The organism is Saprospira grandis DSM 2844 (genome assembly GCF_000275825.1).
GTDB lineage: Bacteria > Bacteroidota > Bacteroidia > Chitinophagales > Saprospiraceae > Saprospira > Saprospira grandis_A.
Genome location: NZ_JH719942.1, coordinates 1,137,208 through 1,152,409 on the forward strand (window position 1 = coordinate 1,137,208; position 15,202 = coordinate 1,152,409).

The 15,202-nt window shown below is 48.2% G+C and carries 12 protein-coding genes; 8 read left to right on the forward strand and 4 right to left on the reverse strand.

Annotation, left to right across the window (positions count from 1 at the left end; all coding sequences use genetic code 11):
• Window positions 1–4: 4 nt before the first annotated feature.
• Window positions 5–2,191: a S8 family serine peptidase gene (locus SAPGRDRAFT_RS05305; RefSeq protein WP_002657784.1), complete on the forward strand. Its 2,187-nt coding sequence runs from the start codon at window positions 5–7 to the stop codon at window positions 2,189–2,191.
• Between the two features lie 75 nt (window positions 2,192–2,266).
• On the opposite strand, the gene SAPGRDRAFT_RS05310 is transcribed toward SAPGRDRAFT_RS05305, so the two are convergent.
• Both SAPGRDRAFT_RS05310 and SAPGRDRAFT_RS05315 read right to left on the reverse strand, forming a co-directional pair.
• On the reverse strand, window positions 2,267–3,343 hold the full coding sequence (locus SAPGRDRAFT_RS05310; RefSeq protein WP_002657785.1) for an alanine racemase: 1,077 nt from the start codon (window positions 3,341–3,343) through the stop codon (window positions 2,267–2,269).
• Between the two features lie 207 nt (window positions 3,344–3,550).
• Entirely contained in the window at window positions 3,551–3,994 is a 444-nt protein-coding gene (locus tag SAPGRDRAFT_RS05315) for a GNAT family N-acetyltransferase (RefSeq protein ID WP_002657787.1), read from the reverse strand.
• 419 nt (window positions 3,995–4,413) lie between these two features.
• On the opposite strand from SAPGRDRAFT_RS05315, the gene SAPGRDRAFT_RS05320 reads away from it, so the two are divergent.
• The 3 genes from SAPGRDRAFT_RS05320 to rplT all read left to right on the forward strand — a co-directional run bounded on the left by SAPGRDRAFT_RS05320 (window position 4,414) and on the right by rplT (window position 6,268).
• Window positions 4,414–5,511, forward strand: coding sequence for a Smr/MutS family protein (locus tag SAPGRDRAFT_RS05320; protein WP_002657788.1), 1,098 nt, complete (start codon window positions 4,414–4,416; stop codon window positions 5,509–5,511).
• 105 nt (window positions 5,512–5,616) lie between these two features.
• Window positions 5,617–5,811: a 50S ribosomal protein L35 gene (rpmI, locus tag SAPGRDRAFT_RS05325; protein ID WP_002657790.1), complete on the forward strand. Its 195-nt coding sequence runs from the start codon at window positions 5,617–5,619 to the stop codon at window positions 5,809–5,811.
• Between the two features lie 109 nt (window positions 5,812–5,920).
• Window positions 5,921–6,268 (forward strand): 50S ribosomal protein L20, encoded by a 348-nt coding sequence (rplT, locus tag SAPGRDRAFT_RS05330; protein WP_002657792.1) that lies wholly within the window; start codon window positions 5,921–5,923, stop codon window positions 6,266–6,268.
• Between the two features lie 99 nt (window positions 6,269–6,367).
• Here the strand turns inward: rplT and SAPGRDRAFT_RS05335 are convergent, their stop codons facing one another.
• Both SAPGRDRAFT_RS05335 and SAPGRDRAFT_RS05340 read right to left on the reverse strand, forming a co-directional pair.
• A complete protein-coding gene (locus SAPGRDRAFT_RS05335; RefSeq protein WP_002657794.1) occupies window positions 6,368–7,300 on the reverse strand; it encodes a GYDIA family GHMP kinase in 933 nt (310 codons plus the stop codon).
• Between the two features lie 22 nt (window positions 7,301–7,322).
• Complete coding sequence (locus tag SAPGRDRAFT_RS05340; RefSeq protein WP_002657795.1) at window positions 7,323–8,132, reverse strand: hypothetical protein; 810 nt, start codon at window positions 8,130–8,132, stop codon at window positions 7,323–7,325.
• Window positions 8,133–8,250: 118 nt separating this feature from the next.
• Between SAPGRDRAFT_RS05340 and SAPGRDRAFT_RS05345 the strand changes: the two genes are divergently transcribed.
• The 4 genes from SAPGRDRAFT_RS05345 to SAPGRDRAFT_RS05360 all read left to right on the forward strand — a co-directional run bounded on the left by SAPGRDRAFT_RS05345 (window position 8,251) and on the right by SAPGRDRAFT_RS05360 (window position 14,482).
• On the forward strand, window positions 8,251–8,781 hold the full coding sequence (locus SAPGRDRAFT_RS05345; protein WP_002657797.1) for a hypothetical protein: 531 nt from the start codon (window positions 8,251–8,253) through the stop codon (window positions 8,779–8,781).
• Window position 8,782: 1 nt separating this feature from the next.
• On the forward strand, window positions 8,783–9,598 hold the full coding sequence (locus SAPGRDRAFT_RS05350) for a hypothetical protein (protein ID WP_253271272.1): 816 nt from the start codon (window positions 8,783–8,785) through the stop codon (window positions 9,596–9,598).
• Between the two features lie 251 nt (window positions 9,599–9,849).
• Window positions 9,850–10,917, forward strand: a complete 1,068-nt coding sequence (locus tag SAPGRDRAFT_RS05355; protein ID WP_037350737.1) for a hypothetical protein — start codon at window positions 9,850–9,852, stop codon at window positions 10,915–10,917.
• A gap of 181 nt (window positions 10,918–11,098) precedes the next feature.
• The gene (locus tag SAPGRDRAFT_RS05360) at window positions 11,099–14,482 is read left to right on the forward strand and encodes an AAA domain-containing protein (RefSeq protein ID WP_002657802.1); all 3,384 of its coding nucleotides are present in this window, start codon (window positions 11,099–11,101) and stop codon (window positions 14,480–14,482) included.
• The last annotated feature ends 720 nt before the right edge of the window (window positions 14,483–15,202 follow it).

Genomic DNA, 15,202 nt, shown 5'->3' on the forward strand with positions numbered 1-15,202 from the left:
AATTATGAAAGCGATTTATTTCCTTATTTTTCTGCTGCCTAGCGGCCTCTATGCTCAAAATACGAAGCTAAATATTGACCTTTTTCGCCTTTGGCAAGAGGGCGGAACCCAAAATGTGGAGCTGATCGTCCAGGGCGAGCCGCAAGCGATAAAAGAACTGGCCCAACAAACCGATAGCCAGTATAAATATGGCCTAAATGATTTGGCCGCCCTCTCTATTCCCTTGCAAAAACTGCCCATTTGGTGGGAACATCCCGCTATTCTGGGCCTGCAAGCCCAGCGCCTTAGCCCCCAGTATTTTTTTGAACAAGATAGCCTGATGCTGGCCAATAATAACGCCCGAGCCGCTCATGAAGGCTGGGGATTACCCCAATCTTTTAAGGGCCAAGGCGTGCTTGTCGGCATTATTGACGACGGCTACGAATGGCAGCATCCCGATTTCTGGCAGCCCAATGATAGCAGCAGCCGATTTCTCAGTATTTGGGACCAAGATTATTTTTCGCCCAACTTTTTTATGGGCCAATATGGCTATGGCAGCTACTGGAATAAAGCCCAAATTGATTCGGGCCTGATCGCTCACCCCCCAGGCGAACATGGCTCGCATGTGCTAGGTACCGCCGCCGGCAATGGCCTAGCCGCCCAAAAATATAAGGGCATTGCCCCCAAAGCCGAGCTGTTGGCCGTGGCCCTGAGCGAAGATGGACAGTTTTTGCCCCGCTTTGTGGATGCCGTCCACCATATTTTTCAAGAAGCTAAGCGATTGGGAAAAGCCTGCGCCATTAACTCTAGTGTGGGGGCCTATTATGGCTCCCATGATGGTCAAGACTTGTATACGGCTATGATTGAAGCGATGCTAGAGGAGGAAAACGGTCGGGCTTTGATTCAAGCAGGCGGCAATGCGCGGCAGGCAAAAATGCACTGGCAAAAGGCCCAAGCAGATAGCGGCTGTCTGGCCTTTTTGCCCCTCAATGGCCAACTATTTCGCAGCTCGGCCTTTATTGATAGCAGCGACTGGCCACAGCTGCATTGGCAATTTGAGCTCAAGGGGAGTCAGGGACAAAGGCTGGTTCTTAGTCGCCCTTTTTCCCCTGCCGATCTGCCGCCGCATAGCCCCCTACCTGCCCAAAGAATAGACACTATATATATAGGTCCACAAGGGGCCCTGATTTTAGTACAATATTTGGCCGAATGGCAGGGCTGCCTAGAGTGGTCCTTTCAGCTGCAGGGAAACAATTTGCAAAATCAGCAGCTTTTTTTGCATTGGAGCGGGGCGGGCAAGGTGGATATTTGGAGCCATGAGCGCAATATGGGCCTTTCGGATATTATTCTGCAGGCCAATGTTCCTCATTACATTGCGCCCGACAACCAACAAACCCTAGCCGCTTATTGGACCTGCTCGCCCAAGGTCATCACGGTGGCGGCCTACCAAAACCGAGACCAACTGCAGAATTATGCTGGCGATACGGTTTCTTTGGCCTATGCGGGCTTTCCGATCTTTGGCATTGCCGATTTTTCTAGCCTCGGCCCTAGTCGAACGGGTCTACAAAAGCCCGATTTAACAGCCCCCGGGGGGCAGGTCCTTTCGGCAGGCAGCCTGGCCGCCCTACAAAACGCCAGAGCCAACAACTCCCCTTATTTGGACCAAGGCGGTTGGCATGTTTCGGCTAAAGGGACCTCTATGGCGGCGCCTATGGTTACGGGGGCCGCTGCCCTCTATTTTCAATGCCAACCGCAGGCCAATTGGGCCGAACTCAAGGCCGCCCTGCTACAATCGGCCCGCAAAGATGCTTGGGTATATAGTGCTGGCGCTCCGCCCAATATAGATTGGGGAGCGGGTAAGTTAGATGTGCAGGCGCTTTTGCAAAACTGCCTAAAGCCTGGCTGTCTAGACAGCAACGCCCTCAACTTTATGCCCAACGCTTGGGTAGAAGACGGCTCTTGCTACTACCCTAGTTCCACAAATTATCTGGCCGAGCAAGGGCCAACGCTCTGGCCCAATCCCTTTAATGGCCAACTACAAATAGAATTGCCTCAGGCGGGCCAGCTTTGCTTTTATAATGTTTTGGGCCAAGAAATGGCTCGCTATATTTTGCCTGCTGGTCCAAAAACAATTTCTACCGAAGATTGGCCCAAGGGTAGCTACATCTGGAGATGGGAAGATGGACCAAGCGGAAAGCTCATTAAGCAGTAAACAACGCTCAAAAAGGGGCATAAAAAAGGCCGCAGTTCCTTTTTAGGAACTGCGGCCAAGGTCTTGGCCAAGGATTTAGGCGGGGGCCAAGCGTTTTTCGATATATTTAGAATTCATGATGCGGAGGATCGCCATATAATCGAGTTTAAACTCGATCAGGTCGCCAACGCCCAGTCCTTCCTCATTGCTTCCTAGGTCGATGACCACCATATCGGAGGAGGCGCCCAGCATTTTCTGTTTGGGGTCGGCCAATTGCAGATGGGCTTCATCTACATCTAGCAGGCCGAGGTCGATAATGGCGCGGACCGCTGTTTTTTGTCGAAGTTCATCTTTAAAGGTTACGGCTTCGCCCTTGAGATTAAGGCCCATCTTGCCATCGGGCACCAGGGGTTTTTCGTTCAGCTCGATAATTTGTGCATAAAGCTTAAACACATCTTGGTGCATCCGTTCGTAGGTCTGATTATTATAGACATCAGTTCCTAAATAAAGGGTTTCACCTACTCTAAAGTGGTTGATTCCTGCGGGCAGTAGATTCTGAAAAATGAGGGGGATCGTCACAGAGGAGCCGCCAGACACTAGGGGAATTTCTCGGTTAAACTTGGCCTCTACTAGTTGTTCATAGAGGCAAAGTTGGATCAATTTATCTTGGCTGGGCAAAACGCCATACATACAAGTGAGGTTGGTCCCAATGCCCACCACTTGGATATTGGGCAATTTGAAGACCTGCTCATAAAAGTCCATAAATTCCTCTCGCATCACGCCCTCTCTAAGTTCGCCCATTTCGATCATGATGATCACTTTATGCAATTTATTTTGGCGGGCGGCCTCTTCGGAGAGCAGGCGAATGCTTTCGATCTCCGTATTAAAGGAGATATCGGCATATTGGACAATTTCGGGAATAATTTCTTGGGGGGGTGGCTTAATATAGATCGTCTCCACCTCTTCCGAGATAGATTTGATCATTTTGAGGTTGCTCAGGCGGGAGTCGCAGAGTTGTTTGGCGCCCAATTTAATGAGTTCCTCTAGGTAGAGGCGGTGGCCACAAAGCATTTTGGAGACCACGGCCCATTGGATATTTTTTTCTTGAAAAAGCTCCTCTAAGCGTTGGTAATTTTCGGCTAATTTTTGACTATCTAAGGTGATAAATGCCATTACAAATGGTTTACTGAAAAAATAGGTATGTATTTATCTAGGAGGGTTTTGGGGCTGCCCCTGCGGCCTTCGGCCTGGGGTCGGGCTGTGTCGCAGCTCGCAGGTCTGCTCGGCCCTGCGGCGGCTTTGCCGCCTGGGTCTGGCCTGCGGCCACTGCTGTCCATCCCTCAGCCTGCGGCCCTTTGGGCCTGTAGGAGGCCGAGAGGTTTATTTTTTCAGTCGCATTTCGAGATAAGGATTAGTAAATCCTAATTTTTCATAAAGATGTTTGGCGGGATTATCTTTTTCTACATGCAGAGCGATATCTCCGGGGGTTTGCTCAATTGCTGCCTGCATTAGTTGTTTTCCTAGGCCTTTTCCTCTAAATTGCGCATCTACGGCAATATAGACCAGGATATTTTCGGGGATATAGCCCGTCATACCTGTGCGATTTAGCACTGTAGCGCCGGCCAATTGTCCTTGATGATAGATGCTAAAAATCTGGCCCCCAGCGGCTTGTTTTGTCTGGCCTAGGGAATAATCCATAGCGGCAAGAATTTGCTCTTTGGGGTCTCCGTATTGTTCTAGATGTTTAAATAAAAAGTTGGCTATTTCTTCTTTCTCCGTTTCAGTTGGTTGATTATCAGGAGAGTAAGATTTGATCGTTGCCATTTTGAAAATAAGTATTTGAAGATTAGAAAATTCAAAAACAATAACTGTATAGGTTATTGTTTGTTTTCTACAAAGGTACGCTTTTCTGTCTGCAAAGCCAGTGAGCTAAAATACAGGGGCAGAAAAACAGTTGCCTTTAGGGGAGTTGAACTAAATTATTGTTCAATAAACAACTAATTGTCAAACAGACAATTAAGCAAACAAGCAAAAGCTTAAAATATAATTTGGGTTAAATTTTCTTGAGTTTTGCAGGGCCGAAGGCCCGCAAAGGAGCGCAGCGACGCGGCTGAGGGATGGACAAGGGGGGCCGCAGGCCAGACCAAGGCGGCAAAGCCGCCGCAGGGCCGAGCAGACCTGCGAGCCCTGAAACAGCCCGACCCGCCTGAAAGGCGGGGCAGCCCCAACAAAAAAATAAAAAGATGAAAGCAGGAGAAATTATACGATTTATCTATTCGGGTCAGCGGGCCGAGATTTTGGAAGATTATTTAGATGGCAGCTACCGGGTGTGGTTGTTGGAGGAAGATGAGGAGAGTGTTGCCTTTGGGGATGATGTGGTGCCGGAGGCCCATTATACGGGTCCGCAGATTTCTGATATTCAGCGGGAGTTTGGCAAAAAGAGGCCAAAAAAAGCACCCAAGGGCTTATCTACGGAAGAATTATTTTATACCAAGGAAGAGATTGACCTACGAAAATCGGGGCGGCCATTGCCAAAAAAAGAGGCCCCTATTCCGGTTTATCAGGCCCCAAAAATTGAGGGCAAGGCGGCAGAAAACAAAGGGATTTACCTCGCGTTTTATCCTTATGCGCAGGGGCAGTACAGCATTTATTTGGTCAATGATACGCCTTATGGATTTAACTTTGAGTTTGAGTTGCGGATTTTGCAGGAGCGGGCGCAGGCGCTCAAGCAGCATATTGGGCCACATGATTACTTTCCGATTGCAGAATTTGCGCATGCCAACTTGAATGATTCGCCTCAGCTTATTTTGCGTTTGCCTATATTTGAGTTGGAGCACAGCTTTAAGCTCAAGTACAAGAAGTGGATCAAATTGCAGCAGCCTATACCTTTGTTGGGTTTGGAGCTAGAGGGTTATCCTTGCTTTAGTTTGGCGGAATTGGAAGCTCGCAGAGAGCAGCCCAAAACCAATTTAAAAAAGTACACCTTAGAACAGCGCAAAACGCAGATGCACAAGGAAATACACCGTCGGTATTACAACAAGCAGGATGCGCAGCGACTGGCTCATTTTGATTCTCGTTTAGATTTGCACATTGAGCTAATTTTCCCAGAAGACTACAAAGACCTACAGCCCTTTGAGTGTTTAGAATTTCAGGTAGAGGCCTTAGAAGACTACCTTAACCAGGCCTTAGAGATTGGGTTTTCGGGGCAGTTAGAGATTATACATGGGGTGGGCAAGGGTCGTTTGATGAAAGAGACTCATCGGCGTTTGGACCTTTTGAAGCGCAAAAAGATGATTCGGGGCTATCAGTGTGAGGGCGGCAACACCTTTGTAAAATTCTAGGCAATTTAGAATCAGGAAATTGGGGCAGAAAAGTTTTTGAAATTAGAAAAATAAGCTTAAGTTTGCAGTCGATTTTCAAAAATCTGTTTAAAAAAACGTATTACCATGCCTAAAGTAAAAACGCATTCAGGTGCTAAAAAACGCTTTTCGGTGACGGGTAGCGGCAAGATCAAGCGTCGTCGTAGTGGAAAGAGCCACATTTTGACAAAAATGTCAAAGAAGCGTAAGCTTCGTCTACGTCACGCAGGTCTTTGTGCTCCTGGCGATGCCAAGCGCGTGAAGAAGATGCTTAACATCTAGTATTAGCATCTCGGAACAATCAAGAGGCGCCTTAGTGGACAAGTTGTGGGTCCCTTCTCACCTGCACCCCAGGCCCTTATTTTATCTATCTATTTTAAACTATTAAGCTATGCCACGTTCGGTAAATTCTGTAGCTTCAAGAAGAAGAAAGAAGAAAATTTTGAAGCAGGCCCGCGGTTACTTTGGAGCAAGATCTAAAGTATATACCGTTGCCAAAAATGCGGTAGAAAAAGGTATGCAGTATGCATACATTGGCCGTAAATTGAAAAAGCGCAGCTATCGTGCTCTTTGGATTCAGCGTATCAACGCTGCTGTTCGTCAAGAGGGCCTCAGCTACTCTCGCTTTATGCACCTTTTGTCTCAGAGCGGTATCGAGCTCAACCGTAAAGTGTTGGCCGATCTAGCGATGAACGAGCCTGCTGCTTTTAAAGCTATCGTGAATGCGGTAAAGAAATAGGCAATATTTCTTTGAGATGAATACCTTGAGTATTCTGCAGAAAAAAAGACCTCTATGCTTGGCGTAGAGGTCTTTTTTTTGTGTTTTGAACTTGAGTGTTTAGCTCAGCACCATATCCTCATAGCGGATAAACTGCTCAAAGCCTTTTTTGGCAAAATAGGCTTTGGTTTCGGCTTCGCTACGTTGGCTACTGATGAGGACGAAATCGCCGCCCCAAGCGCCTAGGGGTTTAACGGTTCCCCAGAAATCCTCAAAGAACTGGGCCTTTGGTCCTTCTTGGCCCAAAATGGGTTGCAAAAGGGCCTGATGTTCTTCGAGCAGCTCTTCAAAATCTTCCAGATCCTTACAATATTGGGCTACATTATGCGTAATCTGGCTAATTCTGGGAATGGGCGCTTCTCTTTCTTCTGCGGGCTTCACTTTATAGTGGACCAAGGCTTCGCGGCTGCTCTGCTTCTTATTGAGGTGCACAAAATAAAGCTGATCTTTAAACTTAGGGGCAAAGGGGGCGGGATAAGCCTGCGGTTGCCCATTAAACAAACGATAAAGAATAGGGCCTTTGGCTTTGGCTGCGGCCAAATCATAGCCTGAGCCGCCAAAGCTTTCGGCTAGAAGTTGGTGGGCATCTACCTCTGCCCAATCGGCTAGCAGACTAACTAAGGTAGAAGAAGACCCTAGTCCCCAATCTCTAGGAAACTCTAGTTTTGTGGTTACTTCTAGTCCTTGGCCATCCGCTAAAAAGTTGGCATTATGTTCTTGGGCAATTTGGAGCAAGATGAGCAGACGCTCGGCCTCTTCGGCCTCGCCTTCAAACTTAATCAGTTCCAAATTGGGCAGGCTAACCCAAATCTCTAGCCAGCAATGGCCATTTTCTTCTAGGCTGCGCCAGTGCAATTGTCCGGCTTTCTCGCCTTTTTCAACCTGCATACTTTGGCCCTTTTGTGTGGGCAATGCCAGAGCGGTAGCGCCCTCGGTCACAAAATACTCGGCCGTGAGCAAGAGCTTGCCTTTGGCATGTTGTGAAAAAATCATAGAGTTTAATTTATTTAGTGTACTATTTTTCTTTCTTCAATTTGGCCTTGCTATAATAGCTTTGGCCTCTACTATAATACTGCTCTTCCCAAGAGCGGATAGGATGCGGGAATTTGGTTTCAAACTGAATTTTTAGGCTGCCCTTTCCCTGCGCATAAGTCAGCTGATAACTGGCCAACTCCCCTTCTTCGCTGAGGCTTGCCTCTGCTGTTTTAGGGACCAAAAGGCTGTGGTACAATTGCGACAACAAGCTAGAAGGCAAAAACTCAAAGCGGCCCAAAGGCAGCTTTTCTGGAGAAATTCGAATGAGCGCAAACAACTCATCTTGCAAAAGCACTTTAGGCAAATCTCGTTGCTGATCGCCCTCCTTACTAGCATAAGAAAACTGCTGCTGCCGATAATTATAGGCCCTGAGGTTAATCTGATCAAAACGATGTCCCTCCCAGTTTTGTAAGCTATTGCTCACTTTATAACAAAAAGGCTCCGCCACCAAATCAATAGGGCGAAAAACGGACTGCATCAAACGATATTCCCCCTCCTTAAAACTCCGCAATTGATTGAGCTCCAAAACGGGTATAGCCCCTTCATCCTCGGCCTGTACTTCATGTTGTTTGGAGCGAGAAAAATACTCTGCCTTGAAAATAAGCTGGGCTTGGCCCTCATATTTTTGCCCATCCAGCTCCTGGACCAAATCATAATGATTGACCTCCCGCTTGCCCGTTAACCAATAGGCTTTAAATTCTTTAGACGGCTGCCAATTAGGCCCAGCCAAAAAGGCAAAACCCAAGCAACTAGATAGTAAGAAAACGGCTAAAACGGAAAACTGTCTCATATTTTGTGCTTGAAAAAGGATGAGCGAGCAAAAAAAGCAGAATATCTCTTATCTTCCCTTTAGTATGAAGTAGATTAGGGTGTTAAGACTCTCTAAATATAGCAAAAAATCAAAACTTATGGCGAATTTCTCTTGGCTTCTTCTCTTGGGCTTTCTGACTTTTTCTCTATCCTATGCCAGTGCTCAAGAACTCATTAGCGACCCGGTCAGCTATGATGTTTTAGTTTTTGAACATTTCGAAAAAGGCAAAACTTACTTTATCCGAAAAGGCGGACGCATTAAGTACCGCCTCTACAACAACCCCAAAACCACCTATAAAGGAGAGCTCCAAAAGGTCAATCGAGAAAGCATGATTGTAGATGGCCGAGAAATCCCCTTTAAAGACTGTAGCCTCATTGCAGGCCGAGTACGCAGCCCCAAAGAGTTTCAAGGCGCTATTCTCCTAGGTATGGGCGCTGGAATCATCCCCCTATCCGCTGCCCTTTTGGGCGTCAATACTATTGCCGGACCTATTGTTATTGTGGGCGGCATAGTCGTGCTTAGCGTAGGAATCATCCGGTCTATGTCGGCCCGAAAGTTTAAAATGAGCAAGGGCTGGGCTGCTTATGGTGGCCAACTACAATTTGACAGAAGCTATCAAAAACAATAAAATGCTAAAATCCTGGACCTATAAAGAGCAAGGCCTCGATGCCAAAGTAGAACTCTTTTACGATCATGTTCTCTGGACCAAAACGACCGAACAACTTTATTTTTCGCTAGAAGAGGCCCTTTGCCGACCGCTTCCCATTGGGCCAAACTGGATTGATGCCGAGCTGATCGACTACCTTCAACAACTACTAAGCGAAAAGGAACTATCAGAAACAGGCCAACTTATTTTTGCCTTCTATAAGGGCTTGCAAAGCCATAAACTAATAGAACAAAGCTTCTTTTGGCCCAAGGTAGAGGAAAAACAACTACAGGCCCATTTTTCGGCCCAAGGGCTACTGCTCCTAGAAGAAACCCCCTACCAAATTCTGCCCCTGCAAGCACAAAGACTCTGGCATTTTTATCTGCATGGAAGCAATATTCCCGGCCTGCCCTTTAAGGAAAGAAGACTTTGGAGCGACCAAATTAAACAACAGCTCCGCTGGCCCCAACTGGCCGCCCCTTTTGCCTTGCTCGACTATAGCCGCCTGCCCAAAAAACGCTACGAGGCCCAAGACGAAAATAATGAGCTCCATTTCCTTTGGCTAGAAGATGATTTTGCCCGAATTGGACAAGGACGAGGCAGCCAAAGCCGTAGCCAAAAACGAAGCTACGAACAGTTGCTCCGAGAAGGCACAAATGGCCTGCCCAACTGCCTAGCCGCCTATTGGCCCATGCTCTACAAACTGCTCCAAAGGATGTATATTCGAGGCCAAATGCCTAGCTATAAAGAATCAACTCCCTATGAAGGTCCCGCCCCCGGACAAGCCCCTCCTGCCTGATTTTTTCTAGGCGTTTTTTTGGGGCTGCCCCTTCGCTTCGCTGCGGGTCGGGCCATTTCGCAGCTCGCAGGTCTGCTCGGCCCTTCGGCGCTTGCAGCGCCTCGGTCTGCCGCCTGCGGCGGCCCTGCTACAGCCCCTCAGCCGATAGGCTGGGGCTCCGCCCCAGCCCCATAAGGTATATGGCTGCGCCATATCGCTATAAAATAATTTGTAGCCCCCAATTGCCCCCCCAATCAAATTTATTTGCCAACATGAAATGGTTCCAACGTATCCGAAAAGCCTTTGAGGCCCTCCTTGAAGAAGATATCGAAAATGATTATGCAGATGATGGCCACCCTTTCCGAATCTTAAGCCAAGAACGCTCCTTTCTGCCCAATTCGGCAAAAGGAGACTTTAGACTCTACCGCCTCCACCAAAGCTTTTGCGCCTGCTGGTACGAACTACTGCTCGTCCGCTCCGATGATGGCAACCTCCGCTATGAATTGCCCGGCTGGGGCCGTGCCGTAGCCATTAGCCCCGATAAAAGCAAACTCCTAGCCGCCCGAAATAAACAATTGGCCATCTTTAATGCCGCTACAGGCCAAATGATTGGCCAAGAAAAAACCCTAGACGCCTTTATTGATTTTCTGCTCTGGCTCCCCAATGAACAAATTGCCGCCACCGATGGAGAAAAAATCTACCTGCTCGACCAAGAGCTAGAACTTAAGGCCATTATTCATGACCCCATAGAAAAAGGAGGATTTATTGCCGGTATGCAACTGGGCCAACATCCCCATGAAATTATTATCCTTGATTTTAATCAGCAAAAATTAAGATGCATAGACCTGCGCTCAGGCGCCCTAATTAAAGAAACCGAGGCCCAATATGCCGAACAACTGTTTCGGCAAAATAACCGCCTCTGGACCGCCGTGGTCAATGGGACCCAACTCCAAGAAATTCGCTTTTATGGCTTAGAAAAATTAGAAGAAAAATATGCCCTGCCCTTTAGAGGCAAAAAAGGCATCCGCTTCGCCAACCAGCCCCCTTCCGATATTAGTTATCATCATTGGACCTCTTTGCCGGCCCTCTCTCCAGAAGAACAATTTCTACTAGTTAATGATAATGCAGGCCTGCTCTGGCTGCTCGATGCCCATACCGGAGACCACCGCCGGACCTTCTCGCCAAAATTATTGCCCTATGTCTATGCCTGCCTCTGGCTCAATGAAGAAGAATTTGTGGCCCTTTTAGAAGACGGATTTCTGGCCAAGATGAATATCCGATCTAAATCCCTTATGTTTAAACAACAAGATTTTGACCCGCAGCAAAATCGCTTCTTCTAAAGGCGCGAAGCGCCTGGCCTAGCGATGCGGCGGGGTGGCCCGAAGGGCCAGACCAAGCAGGCTTTGCCTGCGAAGGGCCGAGCAGACCTGCGAGCCCCAAAGCGTAGCGCAGCAAGGCGAAGCCGCAGCTGAGGCCCCAAAACAGACAGACAAAAAAACCTAACCCAACAATTATATTTTTATGCAAAAAAAAGCAACAGAAGCGCAGTTCTTCTTTTCTCAACTGCTCAAGCTACAGCAAGTAGACCAACCTTTGGGGGCCAAATATCAGGCATTAGATGCCCTTTTGGTCCAGTTATTTTTACAATTGACCGAAAAAGAGCGCCTACATTTTAGTGATCGCTCGGCTCGAATTGCCTTTTTGTCTCATAAAGAAGACCTCAGCCGATCGGTCCAATGGCGCATTTACCAAATTATTAAGCGGGCCAAATGGATCCGCAGAAAAGAGCTAGAGCCTACGACTGGCCAATACGCCTCGGCCCTAAAAACCGTGACCTTTGCCATTGCGGCCCTTTGTCATGTTCCTTTACCCGAAGAATTGCGGGCCTTTTTGCCCAGCGATGAGGAAGAAGAGCAAGAAGATCGCAACCCCTTCCCCATCAAAGAAGGCATTATTGAGCAGCTAAAAGTGGTGGTTTTGCAAATTGATGCCGAGCAAGAACTCATCATCTGCCAACCTTATGGAGAGGGCTATACCGACCAGCTCAGGCTGCGTTATAATGTGCCCGAAATCAATGCGCAGTTTAACAGTACTATTGAGCTGATGCAAGATCATTTCCCTGCTGGGGCCATTTTGCAATTGCTGCATGTCTTGGTAGAAGAATCGGGAATTTTGCTGCCCAAGCGCATCATCTTAGAGCCCGACTACTTAGTAGATGTGACCAGCATTGCCGAATGTTTTCAGCCACAGGGCGCCTCGCCCTATCTCTTCCTACTCAAAAAGTTTTCGGTCTATGAAAATAGCTTGCCGCTGATGCTAGGAAATATTGCCAACCGCTTTTTGGACCTCTTGAGCAAGAACCCCAAGCTGGGCTTTCAGGAAGAATTTAAGAAGCTGTTTAGCCTCAATCCATTGGGCTTTGCCGACTTTAAGGACACCGATATTCGCAAGACCTATCATGAGGCCAAAAACCACTTTATCAACCTCCAGCATATTATCCTCAATGAGTTTCCCAAACAGGGGATCGAGCGAGAGCGGATTTTGCTAGAGCCCTCTTTTTACTCTGCCCTTTATGGGATTCAGGGACGTTTGGACCTCTGGCAGCCGCCAGCAGAAGGCGACGATAAGGCCTTGATTGTGGAATTGAAGAGTGGCAAAACCTTTATGCCCAATAAGTACAACCTCAATCATAATCACTATGTGCAGACCTTGCTCTATGGCTTGCTGACCAAATCGGTTTATCCTAGCTATAAGAGTTTGGCCCATATTCTTTACTCTAAATTGCAAGAAAAACCGCTGCGTCTAGCCCCTAGCACGCAGTTTAAGGAAGATGAAGCCTTGGCCCTTCGCAACCAGATGGTGATGATGGAGCGACAGCTGGCCCAATTGGACCAAAGCTCCCTGGAGGAATATGGCCTTTTGCATCAGTTGGGGCCAGCTATTCTGCCCAAAGCTAGCGGCTATACCGCTAGAGGACTGGAAGAATTTGAAGCCTGCTTTTCTAATTTGAGCGAGCTAGAACGCCGCTACTTTATTGCCTTTTGTAGCTTTATTGCCAAAGAACAAATTTTGGCTAAAACAGGGGTAGAAGGAAATGATCGCGCCAATGGACAAGCGGGGCTCTGGCTTAGCGAAAGAGCCGATAAAGACGAACATTTTGAGCTTTTGGCCGGCCTAGAACTACTAGAAAACAATAGCGAGCAAGAACCGCCTATTCTCCGCTTTAAGCGAACGGAAAATACCAACCCCCTGGCCAATTTCAGACAGGGCGATATTGCTATTTTATACCCCGAAATGGGCCAGGATGACAATGTCTTGAAGCATCAGATTTTTAAGGGCTCTATTTCTCAAATCAATGCCGAAGAGCTTTGCTTCAAGCTCTACTCTCCCCAATGTAGCGGAAGCGTTTTTGAGGCGGCCAAAAGCTGGAGCTTAGAACACGATATGCTCGATAAGGGCTTTACGGTCCAGTATCAATCGCTCTTCAAATTCATGAATTTCCATCCGGCCAAGCGACAGCTTTTATTGGGCCAAAGGGCCCCGCAAAAAAGCAGCGCTCCCCAAAATCGGAGCTTTATGCAGCCCTATTTGGGCGAAGACCAAAAGAGGATCCTCAACAAGGCCTTGGATGCCCAAGACTACTTTTTGTTGGTGGGCCCTCCAGGTACAGGCAAAACCAAGTTTATGCTGGCCCAAATGGTCGAATATCTGCACCGAAATAGCCAAGAAAACATCTTGCTTTTGGCCTATACCAACCGAGCTGTAGATGAAATTTGCGAAGCGATTGAGGAAGTGGGTATTGATGATTATCTGCGCATGGGCAGCCGCTATTCTTGCGATCCTCGCTTTGAACATCGGATGTTTTCGGTGCAAACAGAAGCCCTAGCTAGCCGCAAAGATCTGCGAGCGACCATCGAGAAACATCGGGTATTTGTCTCTACGGTTTCTAGCATGCTCAACCGCCCGCTTTTGCTCAAGCTCAAGCAATTTAACACGGTCATTATTGATGAGGCATCACAGATTTTGGAGCCCATGTTGCTCGGTTTGCTTCCGCATTTTCAGCGCTTTGTGCTGATTGGCGACCATAAGCAGTTGCCAGCGGTGGTGTTGCAGGACAAAGAGCAGTCGGCGGTTAAAGATGAGTTACTCCAAAGCATTGGTTTGCGCAATCGCCGCAACTCCCTCTTTGAGCGCTTGTTTGAGCAGGCCCAAAAAGAAGGCTGGACCCATTGCTACGATCAATTGCAGCATCAGGGGCGGATGCATGCCGAAATTGCCCGCTTTCCCAGCCAATTTTTCTACGATAACAAGTTGTTGGAACTGCCCAAAGACAACCCAATTGGAGACTGGCAGCAGCAGCCCCTCCCCTTCCGTCCGATGCCCCAGGCCTCTGCTTTGGAGCAGCTTTTGGCCCAGCATCGCCTGCTCTTTATTCCCAGTCAATCGGATTATCAGGGGAACAGCAAAACCAATGAGGAAGAAGCCATTCGGGTGGGCGAATTGGTCCATGCTTTCAGAAACTTATACGAGCAGCAGGGCGGCGGTTTTGCTCCTGAGGACCTTGGCATCATCACGCCTTTTCGGGCGCAGATTGCCCAGATTCGCCATGTTTTGGCCCAATATAATATGGGCTATGAGCAGTGCAGCATTGATACGGTGGAGCGTTATCAGGGTGGGGCGCGCAAAATCATTCTCTTATCTTTGGCCATCAATATGAGTCATCAATTGCCGGCCATTGTCTCGCTTTCCGATGATGAGCAGGTAGACCGCAAGCTCAATGTGGCCCTTACTCGGGCTCGGCAGCAGTTGGTGGTTTTGGGCAATCCCAAGCTATTGGCCAATGATCCTCGTTATGCGGCCCTAATGGCATGGATTAAGGAGCGGGGCGGCTACTTTACCCCTTAGTTTTCTCCTTTTTGATCTTGATTTATCCCGCTAGTCATCATGACTAGGGGGATATTTTTTTGGGGCCTGCCGCCTTTGGCGGCCGGGCCCTTACAGGGCTCGCAGTTCTGCTCGGCCCTGCGTCGCCTTCGGCTCCTTGGTCTGGCCTGCGGCCACCCTTACAGGCCCCTAGGCCGTTTGGCCTTCGGCCATAGGGCGGCTTAGCTATGCTATTCGGTCTTTGTAGAACAATCGAGACTGTTTAAAGTTTTCTGTTTCTCCTTTTTGCTGCCTAGAAACAAGCCCCTAGACTCGCTTTTTTAGACAGCCCTCTAAAGAGGGCCTTTGGAGAAGGTTCTTCTCTGCGATAACAACTGAACAAGGCCCAGTATATCAACAGTTGAGGCTAAGTAGTTTACTTCCAGACCGAACTAGTTTACCCCCAGACCGAACTAGTTTACCCCCAGACAGAACTTTTGCCTTTTTTCATTTTGTTGCGTTATTTTTATTTTTAACAAAGCTCTAACAATTAGGCATAAAAAAAGGCGCAAAACCTAGGTTTTACGCCTTTTTCGGTGGCCGAAGCGGGAGGTCTAGCTTAGAACTAGCTGTTGATCGGCCTAGCGATGCGGAAGGGGGCGGCGAAGCCGCAGACCAAGGCCGTCAGGCCGCAGGGCCGAGCAGCCTTGCGAGCCCTGCAGCGTAGCGCCTGCCGCAGGCAGGAGGCCCCAAAACAAAAAA

Excerpts from the sequence above, each read along its gene's own strand:
- SAPGRDRAFT_RS05305 (WP_002657784.1), top strand. The coding sequence starts at position 5 with ATGAAAGCGATTTATTTCCTTATTTTTCTGCTGCCTAGCGGCCTCTAT.
- SAPGRDRAFT_RS05310 (WP_002657785.1), bottom strand. The coding sequence starts at position 3,343 with ATGGCATTTATCACCTTAGATAGTCAAAAATTAGCCGAAAATTACCAA.
- SAPGRDRAFT_RS05315 (WP_002657787.1), bottom strand. The coding sequence starts at position 3,994 with ATGGCAACGATCAAATCTTACTCTCCTGATAATCAACCAACTGAAACG.
- SAPGRDRAFT_RS05320 (WP_002657788.1), top strand. The coding sequence starts at position 4,414 with ATGAAAGCAGGAGAAATTATACGATTTATCTATTCGGGTCAGCGGGCC.
- rpmI (WP_002657790.1), top strand. The coding sequence starts at position 5,617 with ATGCCTAAAGTAAAAACGCATTCAGGTGCTAAAAAACGCTTTTCGGTG.
- rplT (WP_002657792.1), top strand. The coding sequence starts at position 5,921 with ATGCCACGTTCGGTAAATTCTGTAGCTTCAAGAAGAAGAAAGAAGAAA.
- SAPGRDRAFT_RS05335 (WP_002657794.1), bottom strand. The coding sequence starts at position 7,300 with ATGATTTTTTCACAACATGCCAAAGGCAAGCTCTTGCTCACGGCCGAG.
- SAPGRDRAFT_RS05340 (WP_002657795.1), bottom strand. The coding sequence starts at position 8,132 with ATGAGACAGTTTTCCGTTTTAGCCGTTTTCTTACTATCTAGTTGCTTG.
- SAPGRDRAFT_RS05345 (WP_002657797.1), top strand. The coding sequence starts at position 8,251 with ATGGCGAATTTCTCTTGGCTTCTTCTCTTGGGCTTTCTGACTTTTTCT.
- SAPGRDRAFT_RS05350 (WP_253271272.1), top strand. The coding sequence starts at position 8,783 with ATGCTAAAATCCTGGACCTATAAAGAGCAAGGCCTCGATGCCAAAGTA.
- SAPGRDRAFT_RS05355 (WP_037350737.1), top strand. The coding sequence starts at position 9,850 with ATGAAATGGTTCCAACGTATCCGAAAAGCCTTTGAGGCCCTCCTTGAA.
- SAPGRDRAFT_RS05360 (WP_002657802.1), top strand. The coding sequence starts at position 11,099 with ATGCAAAAAAAAGCAACAGAAGCGCAGTTCTTCTTTTCTCAACTGCTC.